Raw genomic sequence first — 16,570 nt, 5'->3', positions numbered from 1 at the left:
ATGCTCGAACTCCTCTTTCTGTTGCTGCCTATTGCTGCGGCTTACGGTTGGTACATGGGCCGCCGCAGTTTGAAGCAGAAACAGAATTCAGCACAAAAGAAACTGAGCCGAGACTACTTCACCGGGCTCAACTTTCTGCTCTCCAATGAGTCGGACAAGGCTGTTGATCTCTTTATCAGCATGTTGGATGTCGATGATGAAACCATAGACACTCACCTGTCTTTGGGTTCCTTGTTTCGCAAACGGGGTGAAGTAGATAGATCTATTCGTATTCACCAAAACCTGATAGCCAGGCCCAATCTCGCCACCGAGCAAAGAGACATGGCGATGATGGAGCTGGGTAAGGACTATATGGCCGCCGGGTTCTACGATAGGGCTGAGGAGATTTTCCTTAACCTGGTCAGTCAGGACGATCACAGCGAAGAAGCGGAAACCCAACTGATCTCCATTTACCAAACCACCAAAGATTGGCAAAAGGCGATAGATATCACCAAGCGCTTGCCACGAAAAAGCCAGCAGGGTCTGAAACCCGTCATCGCCCATTTCCATTGCCAATTGGCCGAAGAAGCTGACGATGAAGCGGGAAAACTCAAGGGCTTTCAAGCCGCACTCAAGCAAGACCCTCAATGTGGCCGCGCCTTGTTGTCACTGGCCAACGCCTACTTGGATGCCGGACAGTTACCTCAGGCCAAACAGATGCTCAATCAACTGATTGACGCCGATGCCGAGCTTTTTGCCGATGCACTCGCCTGTGCCCGCCAGCTCTATCAAGAGCTCAAGGATATTGAAGGTTATCGCGAACTGTTGGCTCACGCCATAGATAAGGGCGCGGGTGCTTCAGTTGTGGTGGCATTGGCGCAGCGTATGATTGAAGACGGCGATATCAAAGGCGCCGAAGACATGGTGATGCAAGCTCTCTATCGTCACCCCACCATGCGGGGGTTCCAGCACCTTATGCAGATGCACATCAAGCAAGCTGAGCAGGGCCAGGCACGAGATAGCCTGGCGATGCTGGAAAAATTGGTAGAGCAACAAATTAGATTCCGTCCAAGTTACCGCTGCCGGGAGTGTGGTTTCCCGGCACATACCTTGTATTGGCACTGCCCATCCTGCAAGAGCTGGGGCAGTATTAAGCGGGTTCGCGGTTTGGACGGTGAATAACCCTCAGATAACGGAGTAAAAATGACAGAGACACCTATTGTGGTCGCCTTGGACTTTGATAATAAATTCAAAGCATTGCAACTTATTGATAAGTTGGATCCGTCTATGTGCCGCCTTAAGGTAGGCAAAGAGATGTTTACCCTGTTCGGGCCTCAACTGGTGAAAGAGATCCATGACCGAGGGTTTGAGCTGTTTCTGGACCTGAAGTTTCACGATATTCCCAATACAGTGGCCAAAGCGGTAGCTGCCGCCGCCGAAATGGGGGTGTGGATGGTGAATGTCCACGCCAGTGGCGGTCTCGCCATGATGGAAGCTGCCCGCCGGGCCTTATTACCTTATGGGGATAACGCCCCCTTGCTGATTGCTGTTACTGTGCTGACGTCAATGAGCGACGATGAGCTCAAGCTTATTGGTGTTGAAGGCAGTGCTGAAGAGCAGGTTCGAAGACTGGCGCGCCTGACGCAAACAGCCGGTCTCGATGGTGTGGTCTGCTCGGCCCGAGAGTCCAGTATGCTCAAGGCCGAACTTGGCGCCGATTTCAAACTGGTGACTCCGGGTATTCGTCCGGCGGGCAGTGACGCCGGCGATCAAAAACGCATCATGACCCCGGCCGAAGCTATGGCCGCGGGCTCAGATTATCTGGTCATAGGTCGACCCATTACTCAAGCGGCCGATCCTTTGGCGACATTGCAGGCGATACATCAATCGTTGGCATAAACTTGCGACATACCGGCGACTTGCAGTATGGACCGGAATAACGAATGATCAGTGGATAGGAGAGAAGCTCAATGTTCGATTATCAGGGTAAGTATGTAGTGGTCGTCGGGGGTACCAGCGGCATTAACCTTTGTATCGCCAAGGCGTTCGCAGTAGCCGGTGCCCATGTGGCGGTTGCCAGCCGTAACCCGGAAAAAGTGGCAGCCGCAGTGGCGTTATTGAATGAAGCCAATCCGCAAGGTCAACATCTGGGCCTGAGCTTCGATGTCAGGGATTTGCCGGCACTCGAGCAAGGCTTTACAGTTTTGGCCCAGAGTTTCCCGCATATTGATGTGCTTGTCAGTGGCGCCGCCGGCAATTTCCCAGCCAGCGCCGCCAAACTCAGCGCCAACGGTTTCAAATCTGTCATGGATATCGATTTGTTGGGCAGTTTTCAGGTGTTGAAACAAGCCTATCCTATGCTTAAGCGCCCTGGCGCCAGCATTATTCAAATTTCGGCGCCGCAGGCGTATATTGCCATGCCGATGCAGGTCCACGTTTGTGCCGCCAAGGCGGGAGTCGATATGTTGACCCGCACACTGGCGTTGGAATGGGGGCCTGAAGGCATACGGATAAACTCCCTGGTGCCTGGTCCAATTGCCGGTACCGAAGGATTTAATCGCTTGGCGCCGTCGGCGCAGTTGCAACAACAGGTGGCAGAGAGTGTACCGTTAAAACGCAATGGTGAGGGCGAAGACTTGGCCAATGCCGCACTCTTTATGGCCTCGCCAATGGCTTCCTATATTACCGGAACCATATTACCGGTCGACGGTGGTTGGTCGCTTGGCGGTGCCAGTGCGGCCATGAGTCAACTCGGGGCGCTGGCAGCAAAGCTAGAATCAAGTAAGTAGCAAGAGAGAGATTATAAAATGGCAAACGCATTACAGGAACAGTTGCTTAAGGCGGGGCTCGCCAGCAAGCAAAAAGTTCGCGATGTCAAAACCCAGAAGAAACGTAACCGCAAGTCCAATATTGATGATGGCTCTGCCCAGCTGAAGGCGCAAATCGCACAGCAGAAAAAGCAGCAGGCAGAAAAGGATAAGGCACTCAATGAACAACGCTTTGCCGAGGCCACAGAGAAAGGCTTGGTTCGTGGCCTGGTCACTGAGATTAAGCAAAATGCGGTGGCGCTGCCGAAAGATGGCGAAATCAAGTTCAACTATACGTTGGAGAACAAGATATACCCATTGTATATCAATGAAAAACTCCAGAATCAGCTACTTGGTGGCCGTTTGGGGATAGTGCGAATTGAGCAAAGCAGCTATCTGGTGCCCCATAAACTCGCCGAGCGGGTCAATCTGTTGGTGCCGGCTTGGTGTGGCTATTTGTGGCAAGCCGAGAACAACGCGGAGCAAGTGCCGGATGAAGAGGACCCTTACGCAGATTATGTCATTCCGGACGATCTTATGTGGTAACTCTCAGTAGAGCTGTTCGTCATCGCCATCGACGTAAAGCTCTATCATATGCCTCTGGTCATTGATGTGCAGCCTCATGTGGATGGGGTTGCAGCATACCCGACAATCATTGTAAAACTCCTGGTCGCCGCCGCTGGCATCGAGCTCTACTTTTTGATGGTGGCCACAATGGGGGCAACAAATAGTTTGACTTTTAAGTTGCATAGTTTCCTCCTCCGCCGTTCAGCCCTATGCCTTTGGACGATAGAACCCAAGCTCACAACATAAAGTAAGTATAGCCCCGGCCTGTGAGCCAAAGCTTATTCATTGAATGTTTTTGGGTTGCGTGGGCCGGGCCTTATCCCGTAAAATTACCAGTCTGCCCGGCGGAGACCTTAAGGCTCCTGTACTGCCTTAACCCAAGGGCTAACATACTTTTTTATCATTGATAACCAAGTGGCCCTACGTGTGGGTCACCACTGGACAAGGAATTTTCATGCCCGTAATTACACTTCCCGATGGGAGCAAACGCGAGTTTGCCAACCCAGTCTCTACACTCGATGTTGCTGCTGATATTGGTCCTGGCCTGGCGAAAGCCTGTATTGCCGGACGAGTCAACGGCGAGTTGAAAGATGCCTGTGATCTGATCGAAACAGATGCAGAACTGTCGATCATCACGGCCAAAGATGAAGAAGGGCTGGAAATCCTTCGTCACTCTTGCGCGCATTTGTTGGGTCATGCGATCAAACAACTGTGGCCCGAAACCAAGATGGCGATTGGTCCTGTTATTGATAACGGCTTCTACTATGACATCGACCTGGATCATAAACTGACCCAGGAAGATCTGGAGAAGCTGGAAAAACGCATGCTGGAACTGGCCAAGACCAACTATGACGTAGTCAAGCGCGTGGTTAGCTGGCAGGAAGCCCGTGATACTTTTGAATCTCGCGGCGAGCCTTACAAAGTGGCAATCCTGGACGAAAACATTAGCCGTGATGCCACTCCGGCACTGTATCACCACGAAGAATACACAGACATGTGTCGTGGTCCTCATGTGCCCAACATGCGTTTCTGCCATTTCTTTAAACTGATGAATGTTGCCGGCGCCTACTGGCGTGGTAACTCAGACAACAAGATGTTGCAGCGCATCTATGGTACTGCCTGGGCAGACAAGAAAGCGCTCAAGACTCATTTGACTCGCTTGGAAGAAGCGGCCAAGCGTGACCACCGTAAAATCGGCAAGCAGCTGGACCTGTACCATATGCAGGAAGAAGCGCCGGGCATGGTGTTTTGGCATAATGACGGCTGGAGCGTATTCCTCGAGCTTGAGCGTTTTATTCGCCAGAAGCTGAGCCAGTACGACTACCAGGAAGTGAAAGGCCCGCTGATGATGGACCGTGTGCTGTGGGAACGTTCAGGTCACTGGGATAAATACGCCGAAGCGATGTTTACAACCAGCAGTGAGAACCGCGAATACGCCGTCAAGCCGATGAACTGCCCCGGTCATGTGCAAATCTTCAACCAGGGCCTCAAGTCTTATCGTGACCTGCCGCTGCGGATGGCCGAGTTCGGCTGCTGTCACCGTAATGAGCCTTCAGGTGCCTTGCACGGCCTTATGCGGGTTCGTGGTTTTACCCAGGACGATGCGCACGTATTCTGTACTGAAGAGCAGGTGCAATCCGAAGTCAGTAAGTGTATCAAGATGGTGTACGACACCTATTCCACTTTCGGCTTCAGCAATATCGTGGTTAAGCTCTCTACCCGTCCAGAAAAGCGTATCGGTGATGATGCCATGTGGGATAGGGCAGAAGAAGCTCTGAAACAAGCGCTGCGCAGCAACGATATTGAATTTGAAATCCTGCCCGGTGAAGGCGCCTTCTACGGTCCTAAAATCGAGTTCACTCTGCACGATTGTCTGGACCGTGCCTGGCAGTGTGGTACAGTGCAGCTTGACTACGCTTTACCAGGTCGTCTGGGCGCAACTTATGTTGCCGAAGACAACAGCCGTCAGACTCCTGTGATGATCCACCGTGCGATTTTGGGCTCTTTGGAGCGATTCCTCGGTATTCTCATCGAAGAGTTCGCCGGTCGTTTCCCAACCTGGCTGGCCCCTGTGCAGGTTGTTGTTATGAACATAACAGACAAACAAGCTGATTATGTTGAAGAAGTAGTCGAATTCTTCAAGGAACAGGGCATACGTGCCTCTAAAGACTTGAGGAATGAAAAAATAGGCTTTAAAATACGCGAGCACACTTTGAGGCGGGTTCCTTATTTGCTGGTCATAGGTGATCAGGAGATGGAAAATCGGGAAGTCGCTGTGCGTACCCGAGACGGGGTGGACTTAGGTAAGATGCGAATCGATGATTTCGCCGCTAAGGTCAAGCAACAAATTTCGCTCCGTAGTCTTGAATTGTTGGAGGATTAGGTCATAAAGATCAAAAAATCAGCAGGCCGTCAGGCGGCCCCGAATAGAATTAATGAAGAAATTACCGGCGTACCTGAGGTACGTTTGAATGGCGTTGATGGTGAAGCCATTGGTATCGTCAGCATCAAAGAGGCTCAGGAAGTAGCCGATGAGGCAGGTCTGGATCTGGTTGAGATCAGTCCTAATGCTGAGCCGCCTGTATGCCGTATCATGGACTACGGTAAATATCTGTTCGACAAGGCAAAAGCCCAGAAAGAACAGAAGAAGAAGCAGAAACAGATCCAGGTGAAGGAAGTTAAATTCCGCCCTGGTACTGATGAAAACGACTATCAGGTAAAACTACGCAACCTGATTCGTTTTCTAGAAGATGGAGACAAAGCGAAAGTTACGCTGCGTTTCCGCGGACGCGAAATGGCACACCAGAACCTGGGTATGGATCTTTTGAACCGTATCAAGGCCGATCTGGAAGAGTATGCGGTTGTTGAATCCTTCCCGAAAATGGAAGGTCGACAAGCCATCATGGTGCTGGCGCCCAAGAAGAAATAGCAGGGCAACCCTGAAAAGTAGCAAAGGTCTACGGGCCTTTGCTCGCCTTGCGTTTTATTAATATCCCAATGCGGAGTTTTAGTAATGCCTAAAATGAAAACCGACAAGGGTGTAGCGAAGCGTTTTAAGAAAACCGCCAATGGTTTCAAGCGTAAGCAAGCCCATCTGCGTCACATCCTGACCAAGAAGAGCACCAAGCGTAAGCGTCATCTGCGCGCCAAGTGTTTAGTTGCCAAAGCTGACGTGCCAATGATTGCACGCCAACTGCCATACGCTTAATTAGGAGGAATTGAAAAATGCCAAGAGTTAAGCGTGGTGTAACTGCACGAGCTCGTCACAAGAAAGTTCTTAAACTTGCCAAAGGTTACTACGGTGCCCGTTCACGTACTTTCCGTGTAGCGGTACAAGCAGTAACCAAAGCAGGTCAATATGCTTACCGTGACCGTCGCCAGAAGAAGCGTCAATTCCGTCAACTGTGGATTGCACGTATCAATGCGGCTTCTCGTCAGAATGGTCTTTCATACAGCCGTTTCATCAACGGTCTGAAAAAGGCGTCTATCGAAATCGATCGTAAGATTTTGGCAGACATCGCTGTATTCGACAAAGTAGTGTTTGCTACTCTGGTAGAAAAAGCGAAGGAAGCACTGGCAAACTAATCTCTCAGGAGATAAGTTGTAGTTGCTGTTAAAAAGGGACTTAAGGTCCCTTTTTTCATGCCTGTGATTTACTTATATTTTAATGTCTCAGACAAAAAAGCCAGTCATCAATGACTGGCTTTTTCAGTATATCGGCAGAGCTTATTTCTGGGCATCCAGGAAGCGCTCGGCATCCAGAGCCGCCATACAACCGGTTCCGGCTGAGGTGATGGCCTGACGGTAGTGCTGATCCATCACATCGCCGGCGGCGAATACGCCTTTGACGCTGGTCTGGGTGGCATTACCGTTAAGGCCGCTTTCGACCTTGATATAACCGCCATTCATCTCCAACTGGCCTTCGAAGATACCTGTGTTGGGACTGTGGCCAATGGCGACAAATACCCCAGCCACTTCCAACTCGGAAATACTGGCGTCTTTGGTGCTCTTCATCTTGAGTCCGGTAACCCCCATGGCATCGCCAGTCACTTCATCGAGAGTCCTATCCAGATGCAAAATGATATTACCGTTTTCGACTTTATCCATCAGACGGTCGATAAGAATTTTCTCAGAGCGGAAGCTGTCACGGCGATGGATCAAGTGTACTTCAGCCGCGATGTTGGAAAGGTAGAGCGCTTCTTCAACCGCTGTGTTACCACCGCCGATCACCGCCACCTTCTGGTTGCGGTAGAAGAAACCGTCACAGGTGGCACAAGCAGATACACCACGGCCCTTGAAGGCTTCTTCAGATGGCAGACCGAGATACTTGGCCGAGGCGCCGGTAGCTATGATCAGCGCATCACAGGTGTATTCACCGTTGTCACCTTTCAAGGTGAAAGGGCGCTGCTGCAGGTCAACTTCATTGATATGGTCAAAGATGATTTCGGTATCGAACTTCTCGGCATGCTTTTGCATCCGTTCCATTAGCGCAGGACCTGTCAGGCCTTCGGCATCGCCGGGCCAGTTTTCGACTTCGGTCGTTGTGGTCAACTGGCCACCCTGTTGGATACCTGTGATCATCACTGGCTTGAGATTGGCGCGGGCAGCATAAACGGCTGCGGTATAGCCGGCGGGGCCAGACCCCAAGATAAGTAGGTTACAATGTTTGGCTTGGCTCATTTTATTCTCTCCGTGCCTTGGCAAATAGCAGCGATTGTAGGTAATTTCCCCCAAAGGGTAAAGCGCTTGGAACAGAATCTTCAAGATTGGCTTAATCGAAAAAAAGGAGCCCTTGGGCTCCTTTAACGCTATAACTAATTTATTTACTGTAACAGTTCGTTGGCAGCGGTATAAGGCATATTGTGTGCTACAGCGACTTCTTTACAGGTGATCTTACCGTGCATCACGTTAAGACCATTTTGCAAGTGCTTATCAGACAAGAGCGCGTCGCGGTAACCCAGACGGGCCAGCTTGAGAATGTAGGGCAGGGTTGCGTTGTTCAGGGCAAAGGTGGAAGTACGCGCCACAGCGCCCGGCATATTGGCCACACAGTAATGCACTACATCATCGACGATATAGGTAGGATCCTGGTGAGTTGTGGCATGAGAGGTTTCCACACAACCACCCTGATCTATGGCGACATCCACTATCGCGGCACCTGGCTTCATCTTCTTAATATGTTCTCGGGTAACCAGCTTGGGCGCCGCCGCCCCGGGGATCAGCACGCCGCCGATGACCAGATCGGCTTCCAGCACATGTTTCTCAATGGCGTCTGCCGTAGAATAGATAGCCTTAACTTTGGAGCCAAACTGTACGTTCAAACGACGCAGTGCATCAATAGAACGATCAAGCACCACTACATCGGCGCCCATACCGACTGCCATTTGTGCGGCATTGGTTCCAACCATACCGCCACCTATGATCACAACTTTGGCTGGCTCAACTCCGGGAACACCACCGAGCAACATGCCCAGACCACCCATGGATTTTTCCAGCGCCATTGCTCCGGCCTGGATGGACATACGTCCGGCTACTTCTGACATGGGAGCCAGCAAAGGCAAGCCACCACGATCATCGGTAACTGTTTCATAGGCGATACAAACAGCGCCGCTGCTAATCAGTTCTTCTGTCTGGGGCAGATCAGGGGCAAGGTGCAGATAGGTAAAGAGGATCTGATCATGGCGCAACATGGCACGTTCTACGGCCTGTGGCTCTTTGACTTTGACAATCATCTCAGCCTTGGCAAAAACCTCGGCGGCCGTGTCCAAAATGGACGCTCCGGCATTGATATAGTCTTGATCGGTAAAACCGATCCCATTACCAGCATTCGTTTCGATAAAAACCTGATGGCCATGCATAGTGAGCTCGCGTACGCTGGACGGCACCATACCCACGCGATATTCATGGTTTTTGATTTCCTTTGGAACACCAATTATCATTTTCGAGCCTCAATATACTAAAAAACCCACTTTTAATGGGCATAATTGTTATTTTATAGTGACCTGAACGTGATCAATTCAGGAAAGTCTAGTATAGTATTGCCCGGGCAGATTATGCTGCTAAACTTGTGACATACGCAAAATTAAATGTTGTTTTAGTGATAAAACAAGGTTAAAAATATGGTAAATAATAAAAAGAGTCCTGTAAAAGACTTGGATCGTATCGATCGTAATATTCTTAATGAACTGCAAATTGACGGTCGCATTTCCAACGTTGAGCTTTCCAAACGTGTTGGTTTGAGTCCAACACCCTGTCTTGAACGCGTTAAGCGTCTTGAAAAACAAGGCTACATTAACGGTTATACCGCACTGGTCAACCCGCACTTTTTAGGTGCATCTTTACTGGTGTTTGTTGAGATCACCCTTAACAGAGATACTCCCGAAGTCTTTGATAAATTTAACCGTGCAGTACAGCTTTTGGATGATATTCAGGAATGCCATCTGGTATCCGGCGATTTCGATTATCTGCTCAAGACCCGGGTGTCGGATATGTCTGCTTACCGTAAATTATTGGGCGAAACCCTATTGAAATTGCCTTCCGTATCCGATACCCGTACCTATGTGGTAATGGAAGAAGTGAAGCAAACCAGTAAAGTAGCCATCAGTATTTCAGCCGAAGCTTGATCCCGATATCGTCCTCGAAAAAGGAGTCAATTTGGCTCCTTTTTCACCACTGCTGTTTGCTTTTTAATCCGGAATAGAAAGTCTAATACACAAAGTCTCCTTATCCACTTGCTTTTAGTGGCTTTCGTAGGCTTATTCGCTGCACATTCAGGTTGATTCTGGTATCTTAAATCCATCCGTTTTTCGTTTGCTTATGGAAATCGCATTTGTCTCAGGGAAATAGTGTCAGAACCCTCAGTGGCCTGCAACGCCTGCTGGAAGGGGGGCTTATTCTGTGCTGCATGATCGCCATCTATATACTGTTGGCGCTGGGCAGCTTTCATCCGGGCGATCCCGGTTGGAGTCAGTCTAACTATCAAGGGGAGATCGAGAATGTCACCGGTGCCGTAGGTGCCTGGCTGGCCGATGTCCTGTTCTATTTCTTTGGCTACACCGCCTACTTAATCCCTATCATCATTGCCGGAACCGGTTGGTTGATCTTCAGGCGCGCTCACAAACTGTTGGAAGTGGATTATTTCTCGGTCGGCTTGCGCTTGATTGGCTTCTTGTTGATGGTGCTCAGCCTGGCTGCCTTGGCCAGTATGAATGCCGGTGATATCTATGAGTTTTCTGCCGGTGGCGTGGCCGGCGACGTGATAGCCCAAGCCATGCTGCCTTACTTCAACCAGTTGGGTACCACACTGCTGCTACTTTGCTTTGTCGGCGCGGGTTTCACTCTGCTGACAGGAATAAGCTGGCTTACCATAGTCGAGCTCACAGGCTTGGCAACTATCTGGTGTTTTCTCAAGCTCAAACAGTTGCCGGCACGTCTGTCTGGTCCGAAAGAAACCGAAGATACCCGCGGCTTTATGTCGGTAGTGGACAAGTTCCGCCGTGAACGCGATGAACTTGAGCCGGAAGAAGTGCTCGAAGACGATGAAGATGAGGTCATAGAGCCGCCCGCCAAGAAGCCTGGATTGCTGAGTCGTTTCCGTAAAAAGGATCAGCAATCTCTGGAGCGGGAAGACGCGGAAATGGCCGATGAGAACACTGATACTGAGCACAAGCGTCAGGGCAGGGTAGAACCTGTGCTTTTTTCCGGGGTTGCCGGAAGTGCGACCGATAATGCTGCCGACACGCCGCCTTGGCAGAATAATACCGAAGGTAGTGACACAATAGACTTCGACAAGCGTGCTTCTACTGGGGCTATCAGTCATAAAGAGCGGCAATTGCAGGCCCAGAAAGCCAGGGTTGAAAACGGCATTATTATTTTGCCCGGTGAAGAGGGCACTTCCAAAGAACGTAAGCAACCTATGGATCCCTTGCCGAGCATCTCACTTTTGGATGTGCCCAATCGCAAGAAGAACCCCATCAGTGAAGAAGAACTGGATCAGGTTGCACGCTTGGTGGAAAGCAAACTCGCTGACTTCAATATTACCGCGCAAGTGGTCGGAGTCTATCCCGGCCCTGTGATTACCCGCTTTGAGCTGGACTTGGCTCCCGGGGTCAAGGCTTCAAAAATTTCTAACTTATCCAAGGACTTGGCGCGCTCTCTGCTGGCTGAAAGTGTGCGGGTGGTCGAGGTTATTCCGGGTAAGGCCTATGTGGGGCTGGAACTGCCCAACAAGTTCCGCGAAACCGTATTTATGCGTGATGTGCTTGATTGCCAGGCATTCAAGGACAGTAAATCCAATCTCACCATGGTGCTTGGACAGGACATTGCCGGCGATCCGGTCGTGGTGGACTTGGCCAAGATGCCGCACCTTTTGGTGGCTGGTACCACAGGTTCAGGTAAGTCGGTCGGGGTCAACGTGATGATCACCAGTCTGTTGTACAAATCCGGCCCGGAAGATGTGCGTTTTATCATGATAGATCCCAAGATGCTGGAGCTTTCTGTCTATGAAGGTATTCCGCATCTCTTGTGTGAAGTGGTTACGGATATGAAAGAGGCCGCCAATGCCCTGCGCTGGTGTGTTGGTGAGATGGAGCGGCGCTACAAACTGATGTCGGCGCTCGGGGTACGTAACCTCAAGGGCTTCAACGCCAAAATCGCCGAGGCCAAGGCCGCTGGTACGCCAATATGCGATCCGCTTTGGAAGTCCAACGAAAGCATGGAAGATACGGCGCCTGAACTCGACAAGTTGCCCTCTATCGTGGTTGTCGTGGACGAATTTGCCGACATGATGATGATAGTCGGTAAGAAGGTGGAAGAGCTGATTGCCCGTATCGCCCAGAAAGCCCGCGCTGCCGGTATACACCTGATTCTGGCGACCCAGCGCCCGTCTGTGGATGTGATAACAGGCCTTATCAAGGCCAACATTCCCACCCGCATCGCTTTCCAGGTTTCTTCCCGCATCGACTCGCGCACCATTTTGGATCAGCAAGGCGCCGAAACCCTGCTCGGGATGGGCGATATGCTCTATCTGCCCCCGGGTACCGGCGTGCCCAACCGGGTTCACGGTGCTTTTGTGGACGATCACGAGGTGCATGCGGTCGTTGCTGATTGGCATGCCCGCGGTAAGCCTCAATATATTGAAGAAATTCTTCAGGGGGCCAGTGACGGCGAACAGGTGTTGCTGCCCGGTGAAGCACCGGAAGGCGGCGAGGAGGAGCTGGATGCACTCTACGACGAAGCCGTGGCTTTTGTTACCGAAACCCGCCGGGGCTCTATCTCCAGTGTGCAGCGTAAGTTCAAGATAGGTTATAACCGCGCCGCTCGCATCATAGAGCAGATGGAACTTCAAGGGGTGGTCAGTGCCCAGGGCCATAATGGCAACCGCGAAGTCTTGGCGCCACCGCCGCCAAGATAAGACAGATTGAGGTACAGATGAAAAAAAGCGTTATGTTTCTTGCTCTGGCAATGAGCTTACCGGCCGTGGCCGATGATGCCGGACAACTCAAAGCTAAGTTAGATGCCATTGCCGGTCTGAAAGCCGATTTCCAGCAGCAGGTTACAGATATTAATGGCAAACTTATTCAGCAAGGCAGTGGCGAGCTCGCCTTGGCGCAGCCGAATCAGTTTTACTGGCATCTGCAACAGCCGGATGAATCTGTGATAGTGGCAGATGGCAAAGACGTTTGGCTCTATAACCCGTTCGCCGAGGAAGTGAGCGTGCTGGCGCTGGAAAATGCCATTGCCGCTTCGCCCATGACGCTTTTGGTGCGCCGTGACGAGGCCAGTTGGGCTCGCTATAACATCACTCTGGACAAAGAGTGTTTCCAGATAGCACCCAAGACTGAAGAGGCCGGAGTACAGCGGGTCAGCGTCTGTTTCAATGATAATACTTTGACCCAACTGGCACTGAAAGACACTCAGGGTAATCTCAGTCAGTTCAACCTGAGCGGGCAACAGCCGTTGACAGATAGCGACAAGACACTGTTTAAATTTGAGGTTCCCGAAGGCGTTTCCATTGACGATCAGCGCCCAGGGCGGGAAGGTTAACCTTGTCCAGCCTGAGCTTTGATTTCGCCCCCGACTTTCGCCCTCTGGCTGCAAGAATGCGCCCGGCGACGCTGGAGCAATACGTCGGTCAACAACATCTGCTGGGACCAGGGCAACCGCTGAGACTGGCACTGGAGGCAGGCAAGGCCCATTCCATGATGTTCTGGGGGCCGCCGGGTACCGGAAAGACCACACTGGCAGAGCTGGTCGCTCATTATGCCAACGCTCACGTGGAACGAATATCTGCGGTCACATCCGGGGTGAAAGAGATCCGTTCGGCGATAGAACATGCCAAAAATGTGGCGCAATCGCGCGGCCAGCGCACCTTGCTGTTTGTCGATGAGGTGCACAGATTCAACAAGAGCCAGCAGGATGCTTTTCTGCCTTTTATTGAAGATGGCACTGTGATTTTTATCGGCGCCACCACAGAAAACCCTTCGTTTGAAATCAATAACGCTTTGCTTTCCAGGGTGCGGGTTTATCTGATTAAGCGTCTCGATGAAGACGAGATTGCTACCATAGTGACCCAGGCGCTCGCTGATGAAGAGCGTGGCCTTGGCAAACGCAGGTTGCAGATGCCGCAGGAGCTGATGGCCAAGTTGGCGACTCTCGCCGATGGTGATGCCCGCAAGGTTCTCAACCTGGTGGAGCTGATGAGTGACATGCTGCCGGACGGCGGTAGTTTTACCGAGGCCATGCTGGTGCAGGTAGCCGGTGAACAGTTGGCGGGGTTTGATAAGAATGGCGATCAATATTACGACCTGATCTCTGCCGTGCACAAATCGATTCGCGGCTCGGCGCCAGATGCGGCGCTCTATTGGTTTTGTCGCATGCTGGAAGGGGGCTGCGATCCCCTGTATGTCGCAAGACGCCTGCTGGCGATAGCCTCTGAAGATGTGGGGAATGCCGATCCTACTGCAATGACAGTCGCTCTCAACGCTTGGGACTGTTTCCACCGGGTCGGCCCGGCAGAGGGCGAGCGTGCCATCGCGCAGGCGATTGTTTATCTGGCCTCGGCGCCCAAGAGTAATGCGGTGTATACAGCCTTTAAGGCGGCCAGACAACTGGCCCGGGAAACCGGCCAGCAGCCTGTTCCCATGCATTTGAGAAACGCGCCGACCGAACTGATGAAATCCATTGGTGCCGGTGAAGGCTATCGTTATGCTCATGATGAGGCCAATGCTTACGCCGCCGGCGAATGTTATTTCCCCGAAGCCTTGGCCGAGAGTCGTTTTTATTATCCGACTGAGCGGGGATTCGAGAAACGGATCCGCGATAAGTTGGCGCAGCTTTGCCAGCTCGACCGCCAAAGTGAGAACAAAAGGTATGATTAATCTGACCGTTGTCGCCCTTGGCGGTGCAACCGGCGCAGTTTTGCGCTACCTGATATCGATATTTGTGCTCCAGCTATTTGGCAGTGGTTTTCCTTTTGGTACACTGGTTGTTAATGTACTTGGCTCATTTCTGATGGGGATGATCTATGCACTGGGAGAACTCAGTCATATCAGCCCTGAGATCAAGGCGCTGGTCGGTGTCGGATTTCTTGGAGCACTGACAACCTTCTCGACTTTCTCAAATGAAACCTTACTGCTGATACAGGGAGGTGAGTTGCTAAAGGCATTTCTGAATGTGGCGTTGAACCTGGGACTGTGCCTGGCCATGGTTTACCTGGGGCAACTGCTGATTTTTTCACGCGTATAACTGATAAGACAAGTAGACATGTTAGATCCAAAATATCTGCGTAATGAACTCGCAACAACTGCGGAGCGCCTGGCGACCCGCGGTTTTATCCTCGATGTAGACAGGCTGACCAAGCTGGAAGAAAAGCGTAAGTCGCTGCAGGTGGAAACCGAAGAGCTGCAGGCCAGTCGCAATGCCATCTCCAAGTCCATAGGTCAAGCCAAGTCCCGCGGTGAGGACGTTGCTCCAATCATGGCGCAGGTAGGCGATCTCGGCAGCCAACTGGACAGTAAAAAGCAGGAGCTGAGTGCGCTGCTCGAAGAGCTGGATGCTATTGCCATGAGCATTCCCAATTTGCCGGATGAATCTGTACCTGTGGGTTCAGACGAGAACGACAACGTGGAAATCCGCCGCTGGGGCACACCAAGGGAGTTCGACTTCCCGGTACGGGATCATGTGGATCTCGGTGAACAGCTCAAAGGATTGGATTTCAAGAGTGCCGTTAAGGTAACGGGTTCACGCTTTATCTTTATGCAGGGCCAAATTGCCCGTATGCACCGCGCTCTGGCGCAGTTCATGCTGGATTTGCATACTCAGGAGCACGGCTACACCGAATGCTATGTGCCTTTACTGGTCAACGAAGCCAGCCTTAAGGGCACAGGCCAACTGCCCAAATTTGGTGAAGATCTGTTTCACACCAAACCGGCCACAGAGGAAGGCCAGGGGCTTAGCCTGATCCCAACCGCCGAAGTGCCGCTGACTAACCTGGCCCGCGACACCATACTGGATGAGGCCGAGTTGCCTATCAAGTTGACTGCTCACACGCCATGCTTCCGCAGTGAAGCCGGCTCTTACGGTAAAGATACTCGCGGCCTTATCCGCCAACACCAATTCGACAAGGTCGAAATGGTGCAATTGGTGAAGCCGGAAGATTCTGAAGCCGCATTGGAACAGTTGGTCGGTCACGCCGAAAACGTACTGAAGAAGCTGGGTCTGCCACACAGAACTATCGTCCTGTGTACCGGTGATATGGGCTTTGGTGCCGCCAAGACCTACGACGTTGAAGTGTGGGTTCCGGCTCAAAATACCTACCGTGAGATCTCTTCCTGCTCTAACGTGCGTGACTTCCAGGCGCGGCGAATGCAGGCCCGTTATCGCTCCAAAGACGACAACAAGCCAAAGCTTATCCACACTCTGAATGGCTCAGGTCTGGCAGTTGGTCGCACGCTGGTAGCCATTTTGGAAAACTACCAGAATGCCGATGGCAGTGTCACAGTACCTGAAGCACTGCGCAGCTATATGGGTGGCATTGAAAAAATAGGTTGATGGGTGAGGTCATATGGATAAAGGTCAGCGCTACCTGCGCTGGCTTGCCTACGTGGCCGTCATCGCAGTTTTTTCTGCCCTGTTTTTAGCCACGCTCGGCAAGGCAGCCATGCTGGTATATGAGAATTTAAAATAGTTATTCTGCATAGTAAAAAGCCCCGAAGTTC

Annotated in this window: 18 protein-coding genes; 15 read left to right on the top strand and 3 right to left on the bottom strand. The window is 51.5% G+C overall.

Annotated features, from left to right (window positions below; translation table 11 throughout):
• The 4 genes from lapB (at nt 1) to ACMHXH_RS02415 (ending at nt 3,332) form a co-directional block, all read left to right on the top strand.
• Nucleotides 1-1,161 (top strand): lipopolysaccharide assembly protein LapB, encoded by a 1,161-nt coding sequence (lapB, locus tag ACMHXH_RS02430; protein WP_071475565.1) that lies wholly within the window; start codon nt 1-3, stop codon nt 1,159-1,161.
• 21 nt (nt 1,162-1,182) lie between these two features.
• Entirely contained in the window at nt 1,183-1,878 is a 696-nt protein-coding gene (gene pyrF / locus ACMHXH_RS02425) for an orotidine-5'-phosphate decarboxylase (protein ID WP_071475564.1), read from the top strand.
• A 71-nt stretch (nt 1,879-1,949) separates the two neighbouring features.
• Complete coding sequence (locus tag ACMHXH_RS02420) at nt 1,950-2,768, top strand: SDR family oxidoreductase (protein ID WP_071475563.1); 819 nt, start codon at nt 1,950-1,952, stop codon at nt 2,766-2,768.
• Between the two features lie 18 nt (nt 2,769-2,786).
• On the top strand, nt 2,787-3,332 hold the full coding sequence (locus tag ACMHXH_RS02415; RefSeq protein WP_071475562.1) for a DUF2058 domain-containing protein: 546 nt from the start codon (nt 2,787-2,789) through the stop codon (nt 3,330-3,332).
• A 3-nt stretch (nt 3,333-3,335) separates the two neighbouring features.
• Here ACMHXH_RS02415 and ACMHXH_RS02410 read toward each other — a convergent pair whose 3' ends face one another.
• Nucleotides 3,336-3,536, bottom strand: a complete 201-nt coding sequence (locus ACMHXH_RS02410) for a CPXCG motif-containing cysteine-rich protein (protein WP_039032979.1) — start codon at nt 3,534-3,536, stop codon at nt 3,336-3,338.
• Nucleotides 3,537-3,807: 271 nt separating this feature from the next.
• Here ACMHXH_RS02410 and thrS point away from each other — a divergent pair, with 271 nt between their 5' ends.
• From thrS to rplT, 4 genes are all read left to right on the top strand, one after another.
• A complete protein-coding gene (gene thrS / locus ACMHXH_RS02405) occupies nt 3,808-5,736 on the top strand; it encodes a threonine--tRNA ligase (RefSeq protein WP_039032978.1) in 1,929 nt (642 codons plus the stop codon).
• A 3-nt stretch (nt 5,737-5,739) separates the two neighbouring features.
• The gene (infC, locus tag ACMHXH_RS02400) at nt 5,740-6,282 is read left to right on the top strand and encodes a translation initiation factor IF-3 (RefSeq protein WP_039032977.1); all 543 of its coding nucleotides are present in this window, start codon (nt 5,740-5,742) and stop codon (nt 6,280-6,282) included.
• 84 nt (nt 6,283-6,366) lie between these two features.
• Complete coding sequence (gene rpmI, locus ACMHXH_RS02395; RefSeq protein WP_025009728.1) at nt 6,367-6,561, top strand: 50S ribosomal protein L35; 195 nt, start codon at nt 6,367-6,369, stop codon at nt 6,559-6,561.
• A 17-nt stretch (nt 6,562-6,578) separates the two neighbouring features.
• Nucleotides 6,579-6,938 (top strand): 50S ribosomal protein L20, encoded by a 360-nt coding sequence (gene rplT / locus ACMHXH_RS02390; protein WP_025009729.1) that lies wholly within the window; start codon nt 6,579-6,581, stop codon nt 6,936-6,938.
• Between the two features lie 141 nt (nt 6,939-7,079).
• Here rplT and trxB read toward each other — a convergent pair whose 3' ends face one another.
• A complete protein-coding gene (trxB, locus tag ACMHXH_RS02385; protein ID WP_039032976.1) occupies nt 7,080-8,033 on the bottom strand; it encodes a thioredoxin-disulfide reductase in 954 nt (317 codons plus the stop codon).
• A 143-nt stretch (nt 8,034-8,176) separates the two neighbouring features.
• Nucleotides 8,177-9,292, bottom strand: a complete 1,116-nt coding sequence (gene ald, locus ACMHXH_RS02380; protein WP_039032975.1) for an alanine dehydrogenase — start codon at nt 9,290-9,292, stop codon at nt 8,177-8,179.
• A gap of 180 nt (nt 9,293-9,472) precedes the next feature.
• Here ald and lrp point away from each other — a divergent pair, with 180 nt between their 5' ends.
• The 7 genes from lrp to ACMHXH_RS02345 all read left to right on the top strand — a co-directional run bounded on the left by lrp (nt 9,473) and on the right by ACMHXH_RS02345 (nt 16,539).
• Nucleotides 9,473-9,976 carry a leucine-responsive transcriptional regulator Lrp gene (gene lrp, locus ACMHXH_RS02375; protein ID WP_025009731.1) on the top strand — a complete coding sequence of 168 codons (504 nt, stop codon included), beginning with the start codon at nt 9,473-9,475 and terminating at the stop codon, nt 9,974-9,976.
• A 206-nt stretch (nt 9,977-10,182) separates the two neighbouring features.
• Nucleotides 10,183-12,765 carry a DNA translocase FtsK gene (locus ACMHXH_RS02370; protein ID WP_335911689.1) on the top strand — a complete coding sequence of 861 codons (2,583 nt, stop codon included), beginning with the start codon at nt 10,183-10,185 and terminating at the stop codon, nt 12,763-12,765.
• A gap of 17 nt (nt 12,766-12,782) precedes the next feature.
• On the top strand, nt 12,783-13,397 hold the full coding sequence (gene lolA, locus ACMHXH_RS02365) for an outer membrane lipoprotein chaperone LolA (protein ID WP_335911690.1): 615 nt from the start codon (nt 12,783-12,785) through the stop codon (nt 13,395-13,397).
• 2 nt (nt 13,398-13,399) lie between these two features.
• Nucleotides 13,400-14,731 (top strand): replication-associated recombination protein A, encoded by a 1,332-nt coding sequence (locus ACMHXH_RS02360; protein ID WP_039032972.1) that lies wholly within the window; start codon nt 13,400-13,402, stop codon nt 14,729-14,731.
• Entirely contained in the window at nt 14,724-15,098 is a 375-nt protein-coding gene (gene crcB / locus ACMHXH_RS02355) for a fluoride efflux transporter CrcB (protein WP_071475559.1), read from the top strand. Before ACMHXH_RS02360 ends, crcB begins: the two co-directional genes overlap by 8 nt.
• An 18-nt stretch (nt 15,099-15,116) precedes the next feature.
• Complete coding sequence (gene serS, locus ACMHXH_RS02350) at nt 15,117-16,403, top strand: serine--tRNA ligase (RefSeq protein ID WP_039032970.1); 1,287 nt, start codon at nt 15,117-15,119, stop codon at nt 16,401-16,403.
• A 13-nt stretch (nt 16,404-16,416) separates the two neighbouring features.
• Nucleotides 16,417-16,539, top strand: coding sequence for a hypothetical protein (locus ACMHXH_RS02345; RefSeq protein ID WP_025009737.1), 123 nt, complete (start codon nt 16,417-16,419; stop codon nt 16,537-16,539).
• The last annotated feature ends 31 nt before the right edge of the window (nt 16,540-16,570 follow it).

Source organism: Shewanella sp. BJSY2023SW001, assembly GCF_047314685.1.
GTDB lineage: Bacteria > Pseudomonadota > Gammaproteobacteria > Enterobacterales > Shewanellaceae > Shewanella > Shewanella indica.
Note: the sequence above shows the minus strand (reverse complement) of the source record. Positions and strands in the feature narration are given on the sequence as shown.

Excerpts from the sequence above, each read along its gene's own strand:
- lapB (WP_071475565.1), top strand. The coding sequence starts at position 1 with ATGCTCGAACTCCTCTTTCTGTTGCTGCCTATTGCTGCGGCTTACGGT.
- pyrF (WP_071475564.1), top strand. The coding sequence starts at position 1,183 with ATGACAGAGACACCTATTGTGGTCGCCTTGGACTTTGATAATAAATTC.
- ACMHXH_RS02420 (WP_071475563.1), top strand. The coding sequence starts at position 1,950 with ATGTTCGATTATCAGGGTAAGTATGTAGTGGTCGTCGGGGGTACCAGC.
- ACMHXH_RS02415 (WP_071475562.1), top strand. The coding sequence starts at position 2,787 with ATGGCAAACGCATTACAGGAACAGTTGCTTAAGGCGGGGCTCGCCAGC.
- ACMHXH_RS02410 (WP_039032979.1), bottom strand. The coding sequence starts at position 3,536 with ATGCAACTTAAAAGTCAAACTATTTGTTGCCCCCATTGTGGCCACCAT.
- thrS (WP_039032978.1), top strand. The coding sequence starts at position 3,808 with ATGCCCGTAATTACACTTCCCGATGGGAGCAAACGCGAGTTTGCCAAC.
- rpmI (WP_025009728.1), top strand. The coding sequence starts at position 6,367 with ATGCCTAAAATGAAAACCGACAAGGGTGTAGCGAAGCGTTTTAAGAAA.
- rplT (WP_025009729.1), top strand. The coding sequence starts at position 6,579 with ATGCCAAGAGTTAAGCGTGGTGTAACTGCACGAGCTCGTCACAAGAAA.
- trxB (WP_039032976.1), bottom strand. The coding sequence starts at position 8,033 with ATGAGCCAAGCCAAACATTGTAACCTACTTATCTTGGGGTCTGGCCCC.
- ald (WP_039032975.1), bottom strand. The coding sequence starts at position 9,292 with ATGATAATTGGTGTTCCAAAGGAAATCAAAAACCATGAATATCGCGTG.
- lrp (WP_025009731.1), top strand. The coding sequence starts at position 9,473 with ATGGTAAATAATAAAAAGAGTCCTGTAAAAGACTTGGATCGTATCGAT.
- lolA (WP_335911690.1), top strand. The coding sequence starts at position 12,783 with ATGAAAAAAAGCGTTATGTTTCTTGCTCTGGCAATGAGCTTACCGGCC.
- crcB (WP_071475559.1), top strand. The coding sequence starts at position 14,724 with ATGATTAATCTGACCGTTGTCGCCCTTGGCGGTGCAACCGGCGCAGTT.
- serS (WP_039032970.1), top strand. The coding sequence starts at position 15,117 with ATGTTAGATCCAAAATATCTGCGTAATGAACTCGCAACAACTGCGGAG.
- ACMHXH_RS02345 (WP_025009737.1), top strand. The coding sequence starts at position 16,417 with ATGGATAAAGGTCAGCGCTACCTGCGCTGGCTTGCCTACGTGGCCGTC.